At 31.4% G+C, this 21,228-nt stretch carries 17 protein-coding genes and 1 pseudogene; 16 read left to right on the forward strand and 2 right to left on the reverse strand.

What is annotated here, in order from left to right; translation table 11 throughout:
• Positions 1-58: 58 nt before the first annotated feature.
• The 16 genes and pseudogenes from QWY91_RS15280 to QWY91_RS15355 form a co-directional block, all read left to right on the forward strand.
• Positions 59-811, forward strand: a pseudogene (locus tag QWY91_RS15280) (GDP-mannose 4,6-dehydratase); the annotation flags it as partial.
• Between the two features lie 567 nt (positions 812-1,378).
• Positions 1,379-2,692: a UDP-N-acetylglucosamine 1-carboxyvinyltransferase gene (locus QWY91_RS15285; protein WP_290236371.1), complete on the forward strand. Its 1,314-nt coding sequence runs from the start codon at positions 1,379-1,381 to the stop codon at positions 2,690-2,692.
• Positions 2,692-3,987, forward strand: a complete 1,296-nt coding sequence (locus tag QWY91_RS15290; protein ID WP_290236372.1) for a flippase — start codon at positions 2,692-2,694, stop codon at positions 3,985-3,987. Before QWY91_RS15285 ends, QWY91_RS15290 begins: the two co-directional genes overlap by 1 nt.
• A complete protein-coding gene (gene murB, locus QWY91_RS15295) occupies positions 3,984-4,841 on the forward strand; it encodes a UDP-N-acetylmuramate dehydrogenase (protein WP_290236373.1) in 858 nt (285 codons plus the stop codon). The genes QWY91_RS15290 and murB overlap by 4 nt, the downstream gene beginning before the upstream one ends.
• Position 4,842: 1 nt before the next feature.
• Positions 4,843-6,051: a hypothetical protein gene (locus QWY91_RS15300; protein ID WP_290236374.1), complete on the forward strand. Its 1,209-nt coding sequence runs from the start codon at positions 4,843-4,845 to the stop codon at positions 6,049-6,051.
• A 71-nt stretch (positions 6,052-6,122) separates the two neighbouring features.
• Positions 6,123-7,334, forward strand: coding sequence for an O-antigen ligase family protein (locus QWY91_RS15305; RefSeq protein ID WP_290236375.1), 1,212 nt, complete (start codon positions 6,123-6,125; stop codon positions 7,332-7,334).
• Between the two features lie 58 nt (positions 7,335-7,392).
• On the forward strand, positions 7,393-7,782 hold the full coding sequence (locus tag QWY91_RS15310) for a serine O-acetyltransferase (RefSeq protein WP_290236376.1): 390 nt from the start codon (positions 7,393-7,395) through the stop codon (positions 7,780-7,782).
• 7 nt (positions 7,783-7,789) lie between these two features.
• Complete coding sequence (locus tag QWY91_RS15315; protein ID WP_290236377.1) at positions 7,790-8,839, forward strand: glycosyltransferase family 4 protein; 1,050 nt, start codon at positions 7,790-7,792, stop codon at positions 8,837-8,839.
• A 16-nt stretch (positions 8,840-8,855) separates the two neighbouring features.
• Entirely contained in the window at positions 8,856-10,736 is a 1,881-nt protein-coding gene (locus tag QWY91_RS15320) for an alginate lyase family protein (protein ID WP_290236378.1), read from the forward strand.
• Positions 10,737-10,740: 4 nt separating this feature from the next.
• A complete protein-coding gene (locus QWY91_RS15325) occupies positions 10,741-11,592 on the forward strand; it encodes a sulfotransferase (protein ID WP_290236379.1) in 852 nt (283 codons plus the stop codon).
• A gap of 19 nt (positions 11,593-11,611) precedes the next feature.
• Entirely contained in the window at positions 11,612-12,970 is a 1,359-nt protein-coding gene (locus tag QWY91_RS15330; protein ID WP_290236380.1) for a nucleotide sugar dehydrogenase, read from the forward strand.
• A 10-nt stretch (positions 12,971-12,980) separates the two neighbouring features.
• Entirely contained in the window at positions 12,981-14,168 is a 1,188-nt protein-coding gene (locus QWY91_RS15335; protein ID WP_290236381.1) for a glycosyltransferase family 4 protein, read from the forward strand.
• A 14-nt stretch (positions 14,169-14,182) separates the two neighbouring features.
• Positions 14,183-15,526: an undecaprenyl-phosphate glucose phosphotransferase gene (locus tag QWY91_RS15340; RefSeq protein ID WP_290236383.1), complete on the forward strand. Its 1,344-nt coding sequence runs from the start codon at positions 14,183-14,185 to the stop codon at positions 15,524-15,526.
• 70 nt (positions 15,527-15,596) lie between these two features.
• Positions 15,597-16,385, forward strand: coding sequence for a polysaccharide biosynthesis/export family protein (locus QWY91_RS15345; protein WP_290236384.1), 789 nt, complete (start codon positions 15,597-15,599; stop codon positions 16,383-16,385).
• Between the two features lie 7 nt (positions 16,386-16,392).
• The gene (locus tag QWY91_RS15350; protein ID WP_290236385.1) at positions 16,393-18,780 is read left to right on the forward strand and encodes a GumC family protein; all 2,388 of its coding nucleotides are present in this window, start codon (positions 16,393-16,395) and stop codon (positions 18,778-18,780) included.
• Positions 18,781-18,928: 148 nt separating this feature from the next.
• A complete protein-coding gene (locus QWY91_RS15355; RefSeq protein ID WP_494338489.1) occupies positions 18,929-20,269 on the forward strand; it encodes a capsule assembly Wzi family protein in 1,341 nt (446 codons plus the stop codon).
• Here the strand turns inward: QWY91_RS15355 and QWY91_RS15360 are convergent.
• Together QWY91_RS15360 and QWY91_RS15365 are read right to left on the reverse strand one after the other, a co-directional pair.
• Positions 20,266-20,889, reverse strand: coding sequence for a metallophosphatase domain-containing protein (locus tag QWY91_RS15360; RefSeq protein WP_290236386.1), 624 nt, complete (start codon positions 20,887-20,889; stop codon positions 20,266-20,268). The two genes, QWY91_RS15355 and QWY91_RS15360, sit on opposite strands and share 4 nt — an antisense overlap.
• Before the next feature lie 13 nt (positions 20,890-20,902).
• A complete protein-coding gene (locus QWY91_RS15365; protein WP_290236387.1) occupies positions 20,903-21,121 on the reverse strand; it encodes a hypothetical protein in 219 nt (72 codons plus the stop codon).
• Positions 21,122-21,228: the final 107 nt, after the last annotated feature.

A 21,228-nucleotide genomic window follows, 5' to 3' on the forward strand; every position in this document is an offset into this window, starting at 1 on the left:
CTCTAAAATATATTTAGCTGGACACCGCGGTATGGTAGTACCATTTGGAGAGCTTTAGAAAAAAACAAGAATTTACCAGGCTTCTACTTCTGAATTATACGGAGGTTTACCGGAAAATAAGAATGCAAATGGTTGCTATGATTAAACATGTCCTTTTTATCCACGTTCTCCATATGGTCTGGCTAAAATCTATGGTTTTTGGATAACAAAAAATTATCGCGAAGCCTATAATATGTATGCCTGTAATGGAATCCTGTTTAATCATTAATCGCAAAAGAAGAGGAGAGTCTTTTGTGGCTCGAAAGATTACGCGAGCCGTAGCAAAAATAGCTCTTGGTTTACAGGGTAAAATTTATTTAGGGGACCTAGAAGCGCAACGAGACTGGGACATGTGAGGGATTATGTATACATGATGTGGATGATCTTACAGGCAGACAAACCTGAAGATTGGGTGATCGCCACAAGTGTGACAACAACGGTACGAGAATTTGTTCGTATTACTTTTAAGAAAGTAGGAATCGAATTGTCTAAAGGAGAAGGAGTTGATGAAAAAGCTTTGGTAGTAGCTTGTAATGGAGATTACAATGTTGACATTGGTAAGGAAGTGCTTTCTGTAGATCCATCATATTTTCGTCCTACTGAATTAGATTTATTATTAGGGAATCTGTCCAAAGCAAAAAAAATATGATGGGTATCGGAGTATGATCTAAAGGAATTAGTAAGAGATGTGGTGAAAGGCGTTGTTTAGCTAATGAAAAGAGATGTTAATCTTTTAATGGTAGGGCATAGGGTTTTAAAACAGGTTGAATAGATTGAAGTTTTTTGAAGCTCTAAAATATTGTTAATGTTTTAAATAGGCTCAGATTATATTAGTTATTAGGTTTTAGTTAATCTGATTTTTTTAGTAGATTATTGATATATTAAAAATTTAGTTTCTTATGAAAATATTATTTACATCTGCAATTGCAAAATTTAAGATGATAAGATTTTTAATAATCATGATATTAGTTTTGATTTTACTTACATCGATGATATAGTAGATGAATTTAAAGTCCTAATCGATGAAAAACAAGGAATGAATAATTCTCCATCTTTTTGGTTTGCTAAAATTAATAATTGAAAGACTTCAATCATTAATGAATTTTATGTTAACAATTGAATAAGTATGGGTAACAAAGCGTGAAGAGAATTTTTGCCGATGGAACCAGGAGATTTTCTAAAAACCTCATCCAATGTACAAGCAATTGAAAATTATAGCTATAAAAACAAAATTGCAATTGAAAGGAGAAACAAATACTGTAAGTTAGTTTAAGAAAATTTTATAAAAAATTTTCTTAAACCTATTAAAATATATAGTCTTTTAAAATTTAAATTTAATATGAATACAAATACAAATAAGAATCTTTCGGCACTAATACGAGGTGGTCAAAAGCCTAATGGCACTGTTAAAGTTAGTGGAGCTAAAAATGCAGGTACTCGTTTATTAGCAGCAGCTACAATTTCTGATGAAATAGTTCAACTTAATAATTTTCCTACTGAGCTTGTGGATGTACAATACAAGGTAGATTTTATAAATAAGAGCGGTGGAAAAGTTGTTTTGGATAATAGTTTGGATACGGTTAGAATTGATCCATCAGGGTATGTCGATTCTTTGTTGGATAATTATGAGTATCCTATCAGGACTACATATTTATTAGTTGCAGGTCTAATCAAAAGATCAGGTAAAGCTAGAATACCTTATCCTGGTGGCTGCAAAATTGGCAACCGAGGTTATGATCTTCACATAATGGTATGGAAAAGTCTCGGGGCTAAAGTTGAGGAGAAAGAAGATTATATTGAAGTAACCGCCCCATCAGGTTTTAAAGGTGGGATTGTTAATTTTCCAATTTCTACCATTGGAGGAACTGAAAACGCTCTTATTTCAGCTTCAATTTCTGATAATGAGACTATTATTAAAAATGCATATATAAGTCCAGAAGTTGAAAGTCTTATTGCTTTTCTGAAGAGCATGGGAGTTAAAATAGAAACTGTAGGAAATAGTTATATCAAAGTTGAAGGAGCGAAATACTTAAGAGGTTCAATTTTTAATGTCATACCTGATAGAATAGAAGCTATAACCTGGATCATTTATGGCATCATATCAGGAGGTAATATAACAGTTAAAGATGTTCCCTTTGAAATAATGGATATCCCATTGATTCACTTGGAGGATGCTGGAATAAACATTTATAGAAACGATAAGAACGTGGTGGTCGGACCGGATTGCTTGGTAAACGGAGAAATTCAGCCATTTGAATTAGCTTGTGGAACGCATCCAGGTATTATTTCAGATATGCAACCTTTTTACACTTTGTTAGGCTTACATGCTGATGGAGTTAGTAGAATATATGACTATCGATATCCGGAAAGATTAAAATATTGCGAAGAGCTTAATAAATTTTATAATGATGCGATAGAATGGCAGACCGGTAAAATCAAAACAGTTGGGAAATCTAAAATTTCTTCGGCTACAGCTAAATCCACAGATTTAAGAGGAAGTATGGCAGTAGTATTAGCAGCATTAATGGCTGATGGAGATTCTAAAATAGAAAATGTAGAAATGGCTTTGAGAGGATATAATAATCTAGAAAAGAAATTGGAAGGTCTCGGAATTAATATTGAAATAACTGAAAATTTTCCTGAAAAGATGTAATGGGTTCATTTAGGAGTGATTTAATTGCAGTATCAAAAAGTAGACTCACTGTTTTAGTTTGTGGTATTGCAACAAGTATTATAACTGCTAGATTTTTAGGTCCAGAAGGTAATGGAGTAATAGCCGCTTTAACCGTTTATCCTGATATATTTATGGTATTCGGTTCTCTTGGAATTCGTCAGGTAACAACCTATTTTGTAGGTCAAAAAAAATATAGTGATAATGAAATTTTTTCAACGGTTTCATTATTATGGTTTATTAGTAGTGTTGTTAGTCTGATTGTCTGTTATTTTCTAGTTAATTATACTATAAAAAATGAATATAGTAATCATCTTTTGTTTCTGGCTATTATTCCTATCCCTTTCGCTCTTTTCAATACATACTCTTCCGGAATATTTTTAGGTAAAAACCAAATTAAAGAATTTAACGCTGTAAATTGGATACCAAATGTTATAAAGTTAATAGTTTTTGTATTGTTGATAATAGTATTTCCTTTAGATGTTAAAGGAGCTCTTATCGGTTTAGCGCTTGGTTATGTAATTCTAACTTTTTTCGTTTGGAAGAAATTAAAGCCCATTATAACAGGTTTTAAATTTATACTTAAATCAGAGGTGCTGAAACGGATGATTAGTTTAGGTGCTATTTATGCAATATCATTACTTATTATTAATCTGAATTATAAAGTTGATGTCATAATTTTAGAAAGATTATCCTCTGAAAGGCAAGTAGGACTATACACAAAAGGAGTTTCAATTGTGCAATATCTATGGGAAGTACCAACCTTATTGAGTACAATTGTGTTTGCTAGAAGTGCTTCTTCAAAAGCCCCTAAAGACTTTTCTTTTAAAGTTACCAAATTATTACGCATTTGTTTAGTAATAATTCTGTTTGGTTCTATTGTGTTTTATCTACTTTCAGAATTTATTATGGTAGCACTCTATGGTAAAGAATTTTTAGAGAGTTCGACGGTGCAAAAATATTTATTGCCAGGAATTTTTTTATTAACATTATTTAAAGTGTTAAATATGGATTTAGCTGGGAGGGGCAAGCCTTGGTTGGCTATATTTTCAACTTTACCTGCTTTAGTTTTAAACATAATATTAAATTATAGTTGGGCTGCCGAGTTTGGAGCAAATGGTGCTGCATTGGCTTCAACAATTAGTTATTCTGTTAGTGCAATTATTTTTTTGATAGTTTATTCTAGAACAGTAAACATATCTATTGGGGAAATACTTATGTTTAAAAAAGATGATTTTGATTTTTTGAGGGAAGTAAAAAATAAAATAAAAAAATGAGAGATTTTGTCAATTTTGATTTAACCAATTATAATTCATATAGACTTAAAGCAGTTTGTGAAAGAGCTTTTTTTCCGGATAGCCATGAGGATATTCGGACTTTATTCTCAAACAAATCCAAAAAAAAAATTTTAATAGGAAGCGGGCACAATATTATTTTATCAAAAAAAAAATATAGAGAAGATTTCGTTGTATTTTCAGGTAATTATGATAAAATAGAGTTAATTGGGGAAGATCAGTTAATTTGTCAAGCTGGGGCTAATATGAAACAATTAACAGCATTTGCGTTGGAACATTCTTTATCTGGGTTGGAAGTGTTTTATGATATTCCTAGTTCTTTGGGGGGTGCTGTAGTTATGAATGCAGGAGCAAGTGGTGAGGATATGAATGGATTAATTGTGAAAGTATGGTATTATAATCCAGATACAGATGAAATTGAATGTAAGGATAAGTCGGAAATTGGTTTTGAATATAGGAATAGTTTCTTTCAAAGGAATCCACATATGATTGTATGTAAAGCATTGTTGAAATTAGTGAAGAATGACAAATTAGCGATTGAAAAAAAGATGCTAGAAATAGAGAAAAAGAGATGGGCTAAGCAACCGCGAGATTTCCCAAATTCTGGCAGTGTGTTTAAAAGACCACCCAATAAGTTTGTTGGTCCAATGATTGAGGAATTAGGACTGAAAGGTTATAGAATAGGAGGAGCCATGGTATCGAATAAACATGCTGGTTTTATCGTTAACTATGATAACGCTACTGGGGAAGATATTATTAATCTTATAAAGTATGTTCAAAATCAGGTGTTAACAAAGTTTGAAGTTAACCTTGAAATAGAACAAAGAATCATTTAATATGAAAATTGGATATGCTATTTTTGGTATTAAGGAGGGCATTGGAGGACATTTTCATAGTCTAGTTACAATTGCGGGTGAAATATCTCAAGAGTTTGAGGTTTTTGTAATATGTGTTAGTGAAAAAATGAGTCCTATTATTGTAGATTCTGGATTGCCTTACATTCACATCGACTCCATTAGGCCATTTAATTCTATCTCCAAAGATATTTTAGATGTAATTAAGACTGAGGATTTATCTATGATCCACTGTTTTGATATGTTCTCATTTTATTTTGTTTCAAAGGTTTCTAATCATTGTCTTTTAACCAAATGTGGAGGAGTTAATCCTGCTTATTTTCCAAAATCCAAGTTTATTTCGCTGTTTTCTAAAGAGAATTTTGAATTTTTAAAACAAAACAAAAAATTTAAAGATTCCTACATTAGTTTGATACCTAACCGAATAAAACCTTTTGAACAAAATGTTTCCTTAATTCGTGAGCTTAAGATTGAATATTCAATTAAAGAAGATGACTTAGTGATAGTTAAAATATCAAGATTCGCCTCATACTATAAGAGGTCTTTGATTCAAACGGTGGAATTGTATGAGGAATTAATTGATTCAATGCCGTCAAAAAGAATAAAACTGATAATAATAGGGGTTGTTCAAGATGAACTTTTTTTTAATGATTTTAATAATAGAGTAAAGAATATTCCAGGAATTGTAATCGTAAATAAGGAGAAATATATTAGGGACCCCAAAGGCTTACTGTCTATCGCAGACATATGTGTTGGTAGTGGACGTAGTTTTATGGAAGCTGCGTGTTTAGGTATTCCTTCGGGTACACATAGTCAAAATGGTTCTTTTCCAAATTTAGTTGAATCAACAAATTTTAATAATTTTTTTGCCTACAATTTTTCGGAGAGGTCGGTTTCTGAGAAAAAGGATCTTGATCGTTTAGTTGATTTTAAAAAGGTGCTTTCTGATAAAGCTTATTTGGAGGAATGCTCTAGATATATGAGATATATATCTACAACTTTTTTTGATGTAAGGTCGGCTAGAAGTATTTATATTGATTTGTATTTAAAAATTATAAAGAAACCATATAACTTGCCATTAAGAGACCGTATCCTATTTAAAATTTTTATGTATTATAAATATATTAAAATTAATGGATTGCAAAAAGTATTGAGAAAAGTGATATTCAAAAATATATATGCAAGTAAATAATATATATAAGGAAAATATAAGTTCAGCTATTTCGTTATGAAATTGGTTTATCGCTATAATAAAAAAGTCGGTTGGAAAAAAGTGTAGGAAATATTAAGATAAAATGGAGTTTAGTAATTATTTCTTCTATAAGTATTTTTTTAATTACTTTTCCTGGAACCAAAAATGAATTATCGAGTGTTTATGCTCTTCTAAAGGGCCTAATTATTCTAATTCCTTTGTACTTTGTTCCATTGTATAAATTCCCTAAGCCAAAATTTTTTCGTTTGGGAATTTGTTTAGCTTTATGTCACATTATTACATTTACTAATAAGTTTGCTTACATGTCCCAGCAGTTGGATATGTTTATGCTTGAATTGATAATTCCTTTAGGTTCTTTTTTTATTTTTTCTGTTTTGAGACCTAGTCAAATTAGTTTGTTCATAATGTATTTGAATATTGGATTGATACTAGCCTGTACTCCTTACTTTTTTGGATTTTTAAGTAATGATGTTATTGATGTGGAATCTTATGATATGAAAAAATATGGAGCGAGTGGAATTTTATTTACTGGTTATTTTAAAAATATACACAATGCTTCAATAACACTTTCTGTAAGTTCAATTATTTTACTTTATAGGATGAAGAATATAGAAAAGTTGTGGGGGAAAATAGTTCTTGGTGTAATAATTTTGTTTGGGTTATTATGCGTATATAAAACTTATGTAAGAACTGCATGGGCTATGTTAGGAGCTGCATATCTCTTTAACTTTTTATATAGCAAAAAAAATTATAGACGGATATTACGCTTTATTTCTATGTCAAGTTTGGCGGTTATGGCTTTGTTGTATGCATTTATTACTTCAGAAGTTTTGCAGATGAGGTTATATGAGAAGAACGTATATGATAGTTCGGGGTTGTCGGTAGGATCTGGACGCTTAGTTTTTTGGGAAACCATGCTACAATATCTGGGAACTCTAGATATAGTTAGTTTTCTTTTTGGTACTGGGCGATATAGTGGTATGGATTATATGCAATATGCTATAGGTAAGCGACTTTTTTCGCATAATGGTTTTTTGGATGTTTTAGTTTCTTCAGGTTTTATTGGTTTATTTTTTTTTATTTTTTATATAAAATCTCTTTTTAAGTACGCCTTAGAAGTAGAGCATTACGTTGTTCTTTGGATGTTAGTTATTGCTTGTATATTTCAATCTCACCAAATTTATTGGCTACTTATAATAATAGCTTTTCTATTTGCTGAAATAATATCCAAAAGAAATTTACATGAAAATTATAAATATTAATTGAAATGATATGGTAGTCCGTTTATATAGATTTTCAAATTGGTTATATTTACATAATATGTCTATTGTAGCTAGTATCTTAACGAAATTATCCCATATTGTTTTTTCATGCTCGGTACCCTATCAAGCCGAGATAGGAAAGAATTTTAAACTAGGTCATGGTGGTCTTGGTGTAGTTATAAATAAAAAAACGAAAATAGGATATAGTTGCACTATAAGTACATGTGTAACTATAGGCGGAACTAATAAAATAGATATTGTTCCGAAGCTTGGAAATAATATTTATGTTGGTTCAGGTGCAAGAATATTAGGGCCGGTTATTATAGGAGACAATGTTGTTATAGGGGCAAATAGTGTAGTTGTAAAGGATATTCCATCTAATTGTGTGGTTGCAGGGGTTCCAGCCAAGGTGATAAAAGAAAATATTAAAATAGAGGATTATATCTAAAAATACTATGAGAATACTTATAAATGTTCCAAAATTATCGAATCCCGGAGGTGTGTCAGTCTTATATAATGTTTTGAAAATTCAAGATAGATATGATAATGTTAAACTTTTTCAAATACATAGTAAATTACCTTCTTTTTTAGGTTTTATAAAAAAGTATATAGAGTTTTTTAGCTTAGTTAAGCTTTTTGATATCATTCAGTTAAATCCATCTTTGAATAAAAAATCCTTTTTCAGAGATTCTATTTATGCTTACATAGCTAAACTTGCTAAGAAAAAACTAGTAGTTTATTGGCACGGCTGGGAAAATGATTATGAAGAGGCAATATTTAAGTCTAAATTTTTGAAATGGATTTTTAAAAAGACATTTGCGAAAGCAGATCTATCTATTGTTTTAGGTCAGGTTTTTTCTGATAAACTAAAAAATTTAGGTTTTCAGAACAGAATTATTATAGAGACCAATGCCGTTGAATCTAGATTTCTATCATTTCCATTAAAAAAAAGAGTCATCAATCAGGATGATGAAATAAAGTTACTGTTTATAGCTAGATTACAAAAAGAAAAGGGGGTTTATGAAGCAATTGAAACGTTAAAATTGTTGAATAAAGAACAGAAGAATAAATATAAGTTAATTATTGCTGGCTCAGGTAATGAAGAAGAGAAAATAGCTGCTTTGGCAAATAATGATGACTCTATTGACTTTCTTGGTTATATTAGGGATGAAGATAAACATAAGGCATTATTAAACTCAGATATTTTATTTTTTCCTACTTACTATCCAGAAGGTCTGCCATTAACGATTTTAGAAGGAATTATGTATGGATTGCCAGTTATTTCTAGGCCTGTAGGAGGAATTTCTGATATAATAATTCATGAAAGAAATGGATTCATTATAGAAAGTAAAGATGCTAAGGACTTTGCAAATGTGATAAAAAGGTTGTCTTCTGATAATAATTTGTATTCTAAAATTTCAGAGAATAATATAGAAAAGAGTTCTATGTTTATGCCTAGTTCTGTATGCGAAAGATTGATGGGATATTATAATTCAATAGTATAATAAAATTTATCTTTTAATGAAAAGTCTAGGCTTTTATTATAATAGAATTAAATCTATTTCTGTTCAAGAACTACTCTTTTACAGAACTTTTCAATTTTTCAATCAAAATATTAAACTTAAATATTTAAAAAATAATTCTAAAAAATCATATAAACTGAATGTTCCCGTAATTGATTGGAATACGAATGATTTTACAGTAGATTATGAATATAATATATTTAATAAAGTGACGGTTAATCTTAAAGAAAGTATTGATTGGTATTCAGACCCATATACTAATAAAAGACATCCGTTAATGTATTTTACATTATATAACAAACAAAATTATGATTTGTATGGAGACGTAAAATATATTTCAGATATAGGAAGATTACACTTTTTGCCGTTTTTGGCACTAAATTTCTTTAATAATAAAAACAACGAATCTCTTGACGTAATTAGAAAGCATGTAAATAGTTTTAATAGAGATGTTAAGTTTTTATATTCTATTCACTGGACAAGTGGAATAGAAGTAGCTATTAGAAATATAAATCTAATATATACTTTATTGATTTTGGATCAAATAGCGGAAGTAGATGAAATTCTCAAGAATGAAATTAAGGAATTGATATTTAAGGGTGTTACTTTTTTAAGGAACAATTTATCCTTGTATTCATCAGCAAATAATCATTTGCTTGCTGAATTGTGTGGTTTGGCCGTTTTTGATTTGATTTTTGAAACAAATCATAATAAATATGTTAAATGGTTCTTGAAGGAGGTAGACAGACAATTTAATGAAGATGGAGTTAACTTTGAATTGTCTACAGGATATCATGCAGAAACACTAGATTATACTCTCGTTGTTATATCTTTAATACAAAAACTTAAATTAGGTTATTTGTATAATATTGAGTCATTAAGGGAAAAAATTATAGCTGGAGGGTGCTTTTTGTTTAACTGTGAGGTCTATAATTTATCACATTTTGGTGATTGTGATGATGGACATTTAATATATCCATTTATGGATAAAAATTTTGACTATCATAAATCCATCTTGCAATCTATAGATATCTTATATGATACAAAATATAGTACTTCAGAAGTTATTGATAGTCGAAATTTATTGTTGTTTGGTGGAGATGTAGTTTGTAGTAAAATTAGAAAAGTTATTGATGAACCTGTAGACACTATTTTTAAAGACTCTGGTTATTTATTCTTATATGATAATAAGAGTAAGACAAAATTAACATTTGATTTTGGAGCAATTGGGGATAACTTGTTGTCGGCTCATGGGCACTCTGATCAGTTATCATTTACATTAGGAGTGAATAGTAAACCTGTTTTTGTGGATAATGGAACTTTTCAATATCACGAACGTTATAAAAACTTTCGAGATTATTTTAGGGGGGTTTATGCCCATAATACTCTCTCTGTTAACGGTGAAAATCATGCTAAAATATTAACGAGAATGAGTTGGGATAAAACTTCTAAAGCCAAACTTTTACAATATAAGAATAATAATGAAGAAGCTTTTGTTTTGGTAAGTTCTGATGTGTATAAAGAAAGATTTGGAGTAACTTTAGTAAGGGGGATTAATTTCAATAAAAGGAATAGGAAAATTATAATCAGTGATGAAATTATTAATCCTCAAAATAAGGAGATATCAATAGATAGTATATTTAATATTCATCCTTCATTAAGTTTAACTGAGAAGAATGAGGATGGTTTCCAATTGATAAATGGAGTTTCTTTAAATGTTTTAAATAAAAAGAGCTTATTATCCTATGAATCTGGGAATATAGAACCTCTTTTAGCTTGGTTTTCAGAAAAGTTTGAACACAAAGAAGTTGGCTTAACGGTAATTAGTAAATTTAAAAATAATATGTCCGAAAAAATGGACTATGTAATAACTTTTTAGAAGTATGAATATTATCTATATATTAGGAACTGGTAGAACTGGGACTACACTTCTTGGTATTGCACTAAGTAATAATTCTGATATTTTTGATACAGGGGAGATCTTAAAGTTTTGTAAACTTAGAGGAGAGCCGCACGGATTTGATTCTTCAACTCCCAATTATATTTTTTGGAAAGGCATTTTTAATAAACTAAAAGATAGAGTAGATATTAATCATAGTTTAGACGAAACTATACATAAGATTGAATATCATAAATATTTTTTCAAGAATTTTTTCCTTAGAAAAAGAAGTGTTAGATACAAGAATTATATAAACAAATTTATAGATGCCTTGGATGAAGAAATAGGGGAAAATTATATAGTAGATTCTTCAAAATATCCTGGGAGAGCATTGTCATTGAAAAATCATGTGAATTCAAGGCATAATATTAATTATGTGTATATAAAAAGAAATCCAATTAGCGTTGTTAATTCATTTTCGAAAAAAAATGTCGAGCAACCATCTAAGGGATTTTTAGCATCTAATGCATATTATTTTTTGGTTAATCTTTGTTGTTTATGTTTTTTATGTACTATTAAAAGAGATGAAAAAATCACTATAAGATATGAAGACTTTATTTCTAGGCCAGAAGAGGTTTTAAATAAGATTCAATCTAAATTTAAGATAAATTTAAGTAGTTCTGTTGAGTTAATAAAAGAAAATAAGGAGCTAAAAACGGGATTTATTTTTGAAGGGAATCGTATTCGATTAAAGAGTGGAGTGATACTTAAAAAGAGTGATCAACAAATAAGTCCGAACGGAATTAAAGATTACCTAACATTATTGATTAATGGTTTTTGGTATTATATAAAGTAAATCGCATAAAAATAAAACTATGAATATAAGTATTTTCGGATTAGGATACGTTGGTTGCGTAAGCGTTGGTTGTTTAGCCCAAAATGGGCACAATGTAATAGGTGTAGATGTAAACCAAAACAAAATTGATTTAATCAATGATGGGAAACCTACTATTATTGAAGCGGATATAAATAAAATAATCCAGGAACAACATAAGTGGGGAAGAATTTCGGCTACTAAAGATGCTAAAAAGGCGGTAATGGATTCTGAGGTTAGTATTATAGCTGTAGGTACGCCTAGTTCTGAAAAAGGGCACTTAAACTTGCAATATATATTTGCTGTAGCCGAAAGTATTGGAGAGGCGATTAGTAAGAAAGATAGCTTCCATATTATTGCGTTACGTTCTACTGTAATGCCGGGCACCTGTGATAAAATTGCAAATATCATAGAAAAAAGTTCTGGAAAGAAAAGAAATAGGGCTTTCGCGGTAGTGGATAATCCGGAATTCTTAAGGGAAGGGACTGCCGTAAAGGATTACTATAACCCGCCCTTAACCTTAATTGGCTCAGATAATAAAGAGGCTGCAGAGAAATTAGCCATACTATATAAGGACTTACCGGGAGAGATTGTAATTTCCGATCTAAAGGTGGCGGAAATAATGAAGTATGTAAACAATACTTATCATGCTTTAAAAATATCTTTTGCAAACGAGGTGGGTAATATTTGTAGTGAATTGGATATTGATTCCCATGAGGTTATGAATATTTTTTGTAAAGACAAACAATTGAATATTTCACCTTATTATTTTAAACCAGGCTTTGCTTACGGTGGTTCATGTTTGCCTAAGGATTTAAAGGGGCTTCAAACTTTGGCGCACGACTTATATGTAGAGTCCCCTGTAATAGATAGTATCGATAAAACTAATGAGAATCAAATTGCAAGGGCTACCAAATTGATTTATAAATACTGGAACAAGAAGTTAGGCTTTTTAGGGTTAAGTTTTAAAGAAGGGACAGACGATTTAAGAAATAGTCCCGCTGTGAGGGTTATTGAAGCTTTATTAGGAAAAGGAGCAGATGTTACTATTTATGATAAGAATGTAAATATGACGTTACTTACAGGTACAAATAAGGATTATGTGGATGCTAGAATTCCACATTTGTCTAAATTGTTAACATCAGATTTGGAGCAGGTAATTCAAGATTCGGATGTGTTAATAGTTAATACTAAGGAGAAAGAATTTATTGAAAAATTAGAAGATATTGAAGGTAAGGTTATTATCGATTTTGTGCGGCTCGGAGATCAATTCTTGAATAAGAAAAACTATACCGGTATAAACTGGGCTACAGATTTAGAAACTGGAAAATATATATCAGCAGAAGATACTGTGATTTAAGGAAAAATAAATGAGTCTACACGGAAAACATATATTAATAATTGTTGAAAATTTACCCGTTCCATTTGATAGAAGGGTTTGGCAAGAAGCAACCACTCTTAAAACTAATGGAGCGGATGTCTCTATAATTTGCCCTAAAATGAAGGGGTATACGGAAGATTATGAATTAATAGATAGTATAGAAATATATAGGCACCCATTGCCTTTAGAAGCTAGAGGGGCATTAGGATATTTGATAGAGTATGGAGGGGCAATATATTGGGAGATAAAACTTGCTAGGCAGATTTATAAGAAAAAACCATTCCATGTGATCCATGGATGTAATCCACCGGACTTAATTTATCTTACAGCGAAAATTTTTAAGAAGAAAGGTGTCAAATATGTTTTTGATCACCATGATATTAATCCTGAGCTTTATATTGCCAAGTATGATAAAAAGGATTTTTTTTATAGGTTAATGCTGTATTTTGAAAAGAAGACTTTTAAACATGCTGATGCGAGTATCGCAACAAATGAATCCTATAAAGAAATAGCCATTCGAAGAGGGGGTATGAGGGAAGATAACGTACAGGTGGTAAGAAGCGGGCCTAAACTAGATAGGCTTAAATTGCAGCCGCCAAAACTGGAATATAAAAAAGGTAGAAAATATCTTATTGGATATTTAGGAGTTATAGGTGAGCAAGAAGGGATTGATTTGTTGTTGGAAAGTGTTAAGCAAATTGTAGCAAAAAGAAATGATGTACAAGTTGCTATTGTAGGTGGAGGATCTGATCTTGATATACTCAAAGATTTGGCTGTAGAGATGGGGCTTAAGAACTATGTGGATTTTTACGGTCGGGTATCCGATCAACTTTTAGTCGATATATTGAATACAGCAGATGTATGTGTGAATCCTGATAAACCAACAGAGATGAACAACCTCTCTACCATGAATAAGATTATGGAATATATGGCCCTGAAAAAACCAATTGTTCAATTCAATTTGAAAGAAGGTCAATTTTCAGCTCAAGAGGCATCCTTATATGCTGAGGATGTTACAGATTTTGCAAATAAAATAGAATATTTGCTCGATAATAAAGAAGTGAGAAGCTATATGGGAGATTTCGGCTACAATAGGGTGGTTAACGAGTTATCCTGGGATTATGAGTCCGTTAAATTGATTTCTTTCTATCAAAGGTTGCTTCATATAGATACTTAATCTAATCGATAAAAATGAAACGATCTGTTTTAATCATACCATTCTCTATTCTAATTCATTTGGTCATTATTAACCTAACGCTGTTTACACTAAGTTATGAGACTTATAATAATATGGTGTCCATCGTTTATTATAATCTTAGTTGGCTGCTTATTACTTTTGCTATAGATTTTTACCCAACAAAGCGTAATGAGCGTTTTTTTACTAATTTTCATAAAGTATTAAGTCTGTTTTTAATTTTTTCATTGGCTTACTTTACTAATTTTAGTTTTCGGAATCTTACAATTTATCCGGCATATCAGTTGAAAGTGTTATTGGTTATTTTTGTAACCATTATTATATACCGATATATTTTTTATTATTTAAGAGATATTTATCGCGTGGAAGGCGGGAACTTTGTGAGCGTTGTGGTGATTGGTAGGGATCGTAAGCTTAAAAAAATTCGTCAGATTTTTGATCAGCCGGAATTGGGATATAGATATAAAGGATATTTTGATAATCATCCTTCTAAAAGTATTACTTATTTAGGAGAGGTAGATAAAGCTTTTGATTTTATTCGGAATAATGTTGTAGATGAAGTTTATTGTATGGTTTCAAGATTGTCTTCCGATCAGATAAATGAATTGATAGCTTTTTGTGATAATAATCTGGTAAAAATAAAAATGGTACCGGATAATAAAGAAATTTATACCAGGGCAATGAATGTAGAGCTTTTTGGCAATGTACCGATTTTGAATTTAAGAAAATTGCCCCTAGATACTGATGTAGCACGTTACACCAAACGTATCTTTGATGTCGTTTTTTCTTCTTTGGTCATTCTTTTTATATTATCCTGGCTGATTCCGGTTATAGGTTTGTTAATAAAGTTGGAGTCTAGAGGACCGATCTTTTTTAAACAAAAAAGGCATGGGGTAAACAAACAATCTTTTTTTTGTTATAAATTTCGGTCAATGGCAGTAAACAAAGAAGCAGATACAAAGATGATGACCAAAAATGATGCTAGGCTTACCAAAATCGGGAAGTTTATTCGAAAAACCAGTATTGATGAATTACCTCAATTTATAAATGTTTTTAATGGTGATATGAGTGTGGTAGGACCAAGGCCGCACATGGAAGCTCATACGAGAGAGTATGAAAATTCAGTAGATAAATACCTTGTCCGTCATTATGCGAAACCTGGAATAACCGGTTTGGCTCAAATAAAGGGATATCGCGGGGAGGTAGTTGTGAAATCTGATATAATTAATCGTACGCGTTTGGATATTTTTTACGTAGAGAAGTGGTCATTATTACTTGATGTCAAAATCATTATTAAAACCGTACTAAATGCAATAGGAGGAGAAGAAAATGCCTATTGATATTATTTAAATTTAAGAATTTATTTTTTAGATCTTTTTAAAAAATTATTTTAGCCTAAAATCTATTTTGATGTTCAAACCCAAATTTATTATTTGCTTATTTTGTTTAGCGCTGCTATCGTCTTGTGTGTCACGTGAAGAGATGGTATATTTTCAAAACCTAGATCAAATTAAAGATATGGGAGATGCTTCTATTTACGATAATTTGAAGATTAAACCTAATGATCAACTGAGTATTACTGTGTCCGCAGAAAATATGGAGTCAGCAACACCATTTAACCTACCTTTTGTAGCTGGTATGGCCGGAGGGCAAATGGGAGATTTACGAGTGAATGGTACGCCCGTTCTGCAAAATTATTTGGTAAATGCTGAAGGCGAAATCCAGTTTCCGATTTTAGGAACTATTAAGGTTGCTGGTCTTAATAGAAAAGAATTATCTAAAAAATTGAAGGGAAAAATTTCTGAGTATATACAAAACCCGATTGTGTTTGTAAGGATATCAAATTTTCAGGTTACCATATTAGGTGAAGTGAAGCAACCAGGAACTTTTCCTGTTACCGATGAATATCTTAGTCTGCCAAAGGCCTTAGGCCTCGCCGGGGATTTGACTATTTATGGAAGACGTAAAAATATACTCGTTGTTCGTGAATCCAAAGATGGTGAGAAAGAACATGCTTATTTGGATTTGACTGATTCGAATATTGTTAATTCTCCATTTTATTATCTGCAGCAAAACGATGTGGTTTACGTAGAGCCGAATGGACCTCAGTTGCAATCAGCAAATTATAATCGTAATGCATCTGTATATATTTCTATAGCCTCAGTATTGGTTTCTTTAGCTGTGTTATTAACCCGATAGTTTACTTATGAGTAGCGAATTTAAAAATTTTCAAGAAGAAGAGATTAACCTAAGAGAGGAGATTCAAAAATATTTAAAGTACTGGCCTTGGTTTTTAGTCTCGGTATTTGTTGCGATTGTTTTGGCTTTTATATATTTAAATTTATCGAAACGGGTGTACCTAACAAATGCTACAATTATAATTAAAGATGAGGATACCAAGTCTCCTGCAACCTCAGGGTTGTCCTCTTTTACAGACCTGGGTATATTAGAGGGGCTTAAAACCAGTAGTATTGAAAATGAAATTGGCTTGTTGAAGTCTAAGAGGATGATGACTAAAACTATAAGTTCTTTAGATCTTAATATTAAATATTTGAATTATGATTTTTTTGTAACACGGGAATCGTATTCTAAAGAACCATTTAAATTGGATATTCTTAAACTTAATGAACAACAGCTCGCTAACTCTGCAGCGGAAGCGAAGAATGAATTTCGGATTTCTTGGGAGGAAAATAATATTATTTTAATAAATAATGAAGATGGCAAAAAAATTGAAGCGAAATTTGGAGAGCCTATAAATATAGGATTTGCTGAAATTGTAATAAGGAAAGATGAGAATTATAAGCCTATAGCAAATAATGAAATTTTGGAATATGGATTTCGTATTATGCCTATAGAGTCGGTTGTAGCTTATTACCAGAAAGGACTGATCGCTCAATTGGTAGACGATAATTCCACATTAATCCAACTAGGTTTAGAAGGTGCGGTTCCTGCCAAATCACAGGACGTTCTAGATCAATTGATAATAGAATATAATAAAGAGGCTATTATAGATAAAAATTTAGTAGCTTCAAATACAGCTGAATTTATTAACGAACGCTTAAAAATTATAAATTTTGAATTAGACTCCGTGGAAACCGATAAAGAAGTTTTTAAGGAAGATCGTCAGCTTACTAATATTCAAGCGGAATCAGAGCTGTTTTTGGAAAATGCAAGTGAATATAAAAAAAAGCGGCAAGAGTTGACGACCCAATTGGGACTAGCTTCTGCTATGTTGAATTACCTGCAGGATGGGAATAATTCAGATCTTTTACCTGCAAACCTAGGTTTGGAAGGAGATGGCGTAAACCAGCAGGTTGCAGACTATAATAAATTGGTTTTAGAACGGAACCGTATATTGGAGTCTTCAACATTAAAGAATCCTGTTATAGTAAGTTTAGATCAGCAAATTGATCAAATGCGATCTGTGGTTGAAAAAAGTTTGCGGCGTTTAAAGGCCAATCTTGATATTTCTATGAAAGAGCTCAATAATGAGGCTAAAGTAATTCAATCCCGAATTTCTTCGGTTCCTTCCATAGAACGACAATCTCGTGGTATTGACCGTCAGCAACAAATAAAAGAAGCATTGTATTTGTTCTTATTGCAGAAAAGGGAAGAGAACTCACTTTCCCTTGCGGTAACAGCTCCTAAAGCGAAAATAGTGGATAATGCTTATACAAATGCTAATCCCGTAGCTCCTAAATCTAAAGTGATAATTTTTGGAGGATTACTAATAGGCTTTTTAATTCCAATCGGTATTATTTATGGGAAGAATATTCTTAATAATAAAGTTAAGCATAGAGATGATTTGGAGAGAAAGGCTAAGCAGATTCCAATTGTTGGTGAGATTCCTAGAATTGATAAAAAGCAAAGCCATTTAATAACGGAGGCTGATCGTTCTGTACTGGCAGAATCTTTTAGAATTGCAATTACCAATATGCAATATTTGCTGATTAATAAAAGTGATAAACAAAAAGGAATTAAAATGTTGGTTACTTCTACAGTGAAGGGAGAAGGAAAAACATTTACTTCCATAAATTTGGCGCTAACATTGGCGAATATGAGCAAAAAAGTGATCGTGGTTGGGGCTGATCTACGAAATCCGCAATTACAACGGTATGATGTAGGCTCTAAAAAACAATTAGGAGTTAGTGATTACTTAATTAATGAAGATTTAAAATTGAATGATCTAATTGAGCAAACCAAATATAATAAGAATTTAGATTTTTTAACTTCAGGAAGTATACCACCCAATCCTTCTGAACTATTAAGGCATCGTCGCTTGGGTGAAATGCTTAGTACACTAGAAGAAAGCTATGATTACATTATTCTTGATACGGCACCTTGTATGTTAGTAGCGGATACTTTCTTGATTAGTCAGTATGCAGACCTTACGCTTTATGTAGTTAGGGCTGCGTATACTGAGAAGGCTTTGTTACAATTTCCAATTGATTCCAAAAAAGCAGGGAAACTTCATGATGTTAGTTTTGTTTTAAATGATGTGGATCTCGCTAATTTTGGTTACGGCAATAAATACGGATATTCTTATGGAGCTGATAAAAAAAGCTTTTGGGAAAAGTTTAAGGAACACTTTTAGTGAGCCTTAAATTAATAAGCATTGTTATTTTCTATACATAAATTTTTTTGATGTTAATATGAGATAAAATATGTATTTTAATAAAAGTCTTTTTTTAGTTTTATTCTATTTTTTTGTCTCGGTCGGGTATTCGCAAACGGGTTTTCAATTGAATATGGAGTCTGGCGCATTCGTGAATGGCGATGGTGCATTGCCATTTTGGTTACGTAGTAATAATTATGGAAGAGTTGGTAGGCAAACAGATATATATGCTATTATTGAATCATCTTATAAATTAAATCTTAACGAAAACTCGGCTTTTACTCTTCATTCTGGATTTACTTATCGTAATGAGTTTAATGAAATAGGGGGCGATAATAATGTCTTTGTAGATGAATTGTATGCTAATTACTCTTCAAAATTTCTGAATATAAATGTTGGAGTAAAACATGATGACTTAAAGTACAATGGTTTGGCTTCAACAAATCAGAGTATTCTTTGGTCTAATAACTCACGTTCTCTACCGGGAATAGAGGTGAAAACATCCAGACCTATTTATTTTCTATTAGATAATCATTTGGGATTCGAGGCTTTATTTAGTGAATATTATTTGAATGATAATAGAGCTACTGAGAATGCCCATGTGCACCATAAGTATTTGTCTCTAGTCTATAAGTTAAATAGCGCATCAACTTTAAGATTGGGTGTTCGGCATATTGTTCAATATGGTGGAAATCCTTCAGACTCCCGTTATGAGAATCAACCGATTGGAGTTGAAGAATATGTTCGTATGTTTTTAGGTAGGGCAGGTAGCGATAATTCTCTTCCTACTGATCAGGAAAATGCGATAGGTAATCATTTAGGTAGTTATGAGTTGTCGTACAATAGAAAAATTGAAAATGGTGAATTTGAGTTATTTTATAACAGTATTTTCGAAGACGGATCTGGTAGTGCAATGAGAAATTTTCCTGATGGTCGATATGGAGCTTTTTATGACTCTGGTAAAAAGGATCACTTAATAAATTCTTTTGTGTACGAATTTATTTATACGAAGAATCAAAGCCAAACCGCTCCGCACCTTTGGGATAATTATTTTAATCACGGTGTTTATAGTAGTGGATGGACATATCAAAATAAAGTGATTGGTTTGCCATTTATAACAAGTACTTATTTATCTGACTATGGTGGTGATTATATAGCTGTCGGTAATAATAGATTGATTGCTCATCATTTTGGTGTTCAGGGTAAACTTTATTTTCCTTATGAATTTAAGGCAAGCTATAGGAGAAATTATGGATTTAATCAAAATGTAGGTTCTTTAAAATATAGGCATTACGATGCAGATGATGAACGCTCCTTATTTAAGGTTCAGCCTGAAGTCGTATCTACCTATCTAAAAGTAGGATTATTGAGAAGTTTTCTTGATTTAGATGTAATGGGTGCTGTTGATTTTTCAGACAAAAATTCCAACTTCGCCGCAGGTTTATCTGTATCCAAATCTTTTTTCTAAATCTCAAAAACTGAGATTTTATTCATTAGTCTGTATTTGCTATCCATAACTGATGAGTTTATAAATGTCGTTGGTCCTATTTTCTTACTTCCAAAATCATCATGGACGTGTCCAAATAAATGAAACTTCGGTTTTATATCGACCACTTTTTTAAGCAACTCTTCGCATCCAATATTCTTATATTCTATATTTTCATCGTGAATGCTGTAAGGCGGCGTATGCGTTATCAGTATATCTGTATCCTCCGGAACCATATCCCACTTTTCCTTAATCATTTTTCCTCTTTCTAAAGCGAATGCCCAATGAACATCACTTGGAGTATAAGGGCTTCCCCAGAAAGTAATCCCTTCAATATTGATTCCGCTATCTTTAAGATATATTATATTGCTAGGAATGATATTCGAAATTTCCTGCTGATGTTTTTCTAAGTAAAAATCGTGATTTCCTGCAATGAGTATTTTATGCTGGTATGGCTGAGCAGAAAGCCATTCAAGAAAGTCTAATGTTTCTTTTTCCGATCCTGCTTCGGTGAAATCGCCGCAATGTACGATTACGTCAGCATCTGGTATACTAAGTGCTTCATGTTTGTTGTGAGTGTCTGAAATGGAAACTAAGCGCATAGGCTACTTTAGATTATTCGCCAGTACCGTCTTCCTGCTCTTTGGAGATATAATCTTTATCTACAGGTAAAAATTTATTAGTGATTTTTGTAAGAGCAAATGCAATGATTACTGCTGTAAAAGCGAAGAAAATAAATTTAACCAATAAGCTATCGCTCATAGCAAAGCTGTAAAAAGCCAAAAATACTTCAGCAATTACAAACAATATCTTAAGGCTTAATTTAAAAATCATTGGTTAGTAGTTAGTTGTTGCAAATATAATTTCTAATCCCGTATTTCAGTAATAATTTTTAGCTTTTGACGTAAATTTAACTTCGGCAAAATACTGAATTTAAAGAT

Source organism: Zunongwangia endophytica, assembly GCF_030409505.1.
Taxonomy (GTDB): domain Bacteria; phylum Bacteroidota; class Bacteroidia; order Flavobacteriales; family Flavobacteriaceae; genus Zunongwangia; species Zunongwangia endophytica.